This is a genomic window from Ilyomonas limi (assembly GCF_005233845.1).
Classification (GTDB): Bacteria; Bacteroidota; Bacteroidia; order Chitinophagales; family Chitinophagaceae; genus Ilyomonas; species Ilyomonas limi.
This window is the reverse complement of record NZ_SZQL01000050.1, coordinates 1-2,711: the sequence shown is the minus strand read 5'-3', so window position 1 is coordinate 2,711 and position 2,711 is coordinate 1. Positions and strand designations below refer to the sequence as shown.

The following is a 2,711-nucleotide window of genomic DNA, read 5'->3' as shown; positions in this document are numbered from 1 at the left end:
ATTAAAAACAAACTCGTATTAAGAGCCTTTGCCGTTGTAAAAAATAAAAGAGATTATGTGGATAATTTTAAGAAAATAGCTTGAAAATAAATTAAAAATACTTGGCTGAGTCATAGAAATCAGACCAAATATAGCTGAAAAAGATGATTAGAATTCCTGTTGCTGAATGGTTTCCGTCGAGCCGCTATGGTAGCAAGCCAGTTGTTGTGCGTAATTTGATGATTGATTTTTTAAAACGTGTATTTAGTTGCAATAGATACTCCATAATAAGTTCTTTTAAAACTCAAAATTGGATTGCAATACAAACTCGGCTCAATAGATATTTTCTTGTCCACGGGTATAGTTTTACTTATAGTTGCCAATACACCTACCGATATTTTCTTGTCGAAAAAAGATGTATAAGATGGAAGTGTCAAGTTATAAGGGGTTTCTTTATGTTGTTTCCATGATAAGAAATAGTCTAAAGACGGTCCTGCTGAAACATTTAAAATTTTAGATCTGTATTTATATGTTATCGGTACACTCAAAAAGTTTTCGCTGATATTATAATGTACCCAGTTGATGTTATTTGTCCCCAAAAGCAGTGCAAGCGCTAAGTCGTTCGTTGCATGCCTATATTTCAATTCAATCTCGCAGCCGGAATGCTTACTAAAAGTTTTTTCATATAAGATGCCAAAGCCAAATTTTAAATTACCATGCGTTGTTTTGATAGCGCCGGAACTAATGTTTTCAATTTGTTGGGGTGTTTTTCCTATTTGAACGTTTATACCAATTTGATCTTTTTGCTGGCAGTAGATCTTAGTACAAAATGTATTGAAAATTATCAGTGCACTTGTTAATAAAAATAATCTCATTTATGATGTCCTAATGATTTTATGTGTTTACGCACAACGCCCGCGGGCTTGCTGCCGCAGCGGCACTTCGTGCTGGTCAGCCCCAATATAGCTGAAAAAGCCACATAGAAAATCTGCTGACAATTGGCATTCGTCAAGCCGCTATGGCAGCAAACCTGCTGTTGCCTGCTGGTTATTTGATAAATGTTGCCTGATATGTTTTGTCATTAGAAGTAATTATTGCATTTGTTGAGTCCTTTGTCTCCTTTGCAATGCTGATTGAAGAAATGTCAAGAGCAACAACATCGTCGTCGTTGCAAATGCCAAGTGACTTTTCGGTTATCAATCCCTTCTTTATGAGTTGAAGTCGCATTGGAACTATTATTCCTACTGGCACTCTGACATCATAATCTTTACTACTAAATCTCACTTCTGGTATTGTCAGGGAAACTATTAATGGACTTGCTACAATTGCAAACATAATTCTGTCTATCAGAAATGTCGCTGCTGCAAACGCAGGATAAAAAACATAGAAGCCAAAATACAATTTTTGCCATAGCCGCAGTGTCTTTCTGTACAGTGCAAACGTCAGGGAAGCTGTAAACAGAAATGCCACAATAAGTAGTCTGTCCAGCCAAACACCTTTTAAATTGATGAGAAAGATGTCAACTGTCAATAGTAAAAGCAAGATTAAATGAACACTAATCAGACTCTTTTTATACTTATCTGTCCCGTCACGCTTAATAAAATATATTACAACTGTCAAAAAGTATAAGGTTATGTAAATAGTCAGTAGTGTCATTTTTAACTTGCAGGCAACGTTCAAGGCTTGGCGAAGAACTGATATTAGCATTCCTGTCAGCCCGAACTGCAGTTAAATTTATACTTAAAAGTTCATTGTTATTAATGTCGCCAAATTTATAATGTCGAGCTGAGAACAAAAGCTGAATAGAGAAATAAAAGCTGCTGTTGTGTTTTGTCAGCCAGTTTTTCGCCAAACTATTTGTTAGCTGTAGTTCAAGTCTCAAAACATTTTTGCGGGAATTAATTCATGTCCTGCAGCGCCTACCTCTGCTTTATGTTCTTTTAACCACTTCAAAGCGTTGTCACCTAAATATCCTGTGTATTCATAATTACCCATCTTATGTTTATACTTTTTAAGTTTACGTCTAACAGTTTTTATGATATTGTCAGCCCAATTTATAAAGGTGTCAGATTTCTTTATCCATTGCATGTTGTCAGCAAATTGCGGCTGAAAATAAAGTCGTCCGCTATGAATTTTATTGTCTTTAAAAATACTTCGGTCAAAATGCAGAACTGGCAGTTTATTGTCGGCAACTAACCAGTAATTAAACTTAGAAATATGTTCGAGTTTAATTTCTTTGAAATCTTCCTGTCTAACCAAATAAATTCGGGCGCCTTCTTTTTTTACGTCACGAACTATAGTGTCTTCAACAGTTGAAATTTTATTGTCATGGTGATAGTATGGAAGCAAAATAATTTTTCCAAATGATTTCAATAGTTTGTCAAGGCTTGGTTGGTCGTCGGGATGAAGAAAGAAGTTTATTTGTCTACCCATAAATTCTTAAGAAGTGTCACAAATGAATTACAGCTAACGAAAAAGTATTGCCGATGGTGGGGAAATAGCGTTCCGTTCGCCGGGTGCTGTTTATGAATAAAGATACCAGGGTTAAAGATAAAGAATCAAAAGACCAAAAGACTCACTTCCGCTGGAGCTAAAGCCAAATAGTGAACTGACCCGTCCTGAAAAAAGTTGACTGGTTTTAGTTAATAATCCTGTTATTGGTTGATGAAGATAATACATCCTGAATAAGGTTGATTTTTTTGTTGTTTGCCCGTGCGTTGGCAAAAATATTT

3 protein-coding genes are annotated in these 2,711 nt (G+C 35.6%); all 3 read right to left on the bottom strand.

The features are described from left to right. Positions 1 to 230: 230 nt before the first annotated feature. The 3 genes from FC093_RS23420 to FC093_RS23410 all read right to left on the bottom strand — a co-directional run bounded on the left by FC093_RS23420 (position 231) and on the right by FC093_RS23410 (position 2,412). On the bottom strand, positions 231 to 854 hold the full coding sequence (locus tag FC093_RS23420) for a hypothetical protein (RefSeq protein WP_137264252.1): 624 nt from the start codon (positions 852 to 854) through the stop codon (positions 231 to 233). A gap of 172 nt (positions 855 to 1,026) precedes the next feature. Then, entirely contained in the window at positions 1,027 to 1,599 is a 573-nt protein-coding gene (locus tag FC093_RS23415) for a hypothetical protein (RefSeq protein WP_137264251.1), read from the bottom strand. 258 nt (positions 1,600 to 1,857) lie between these two features. Continuing rightward, positions 1,858 to 2,412, bottom strand: coding sequence for a hypothetical protein (locus tag FC093_RS23410; protein WP_137264250.1), 555 nt, complete (start codon positions 2,410 to 2,412; stop codon positions 1,858 to 1,860). Positions 2,413 to 2,711: the final 299 nt, after the last annotated feature.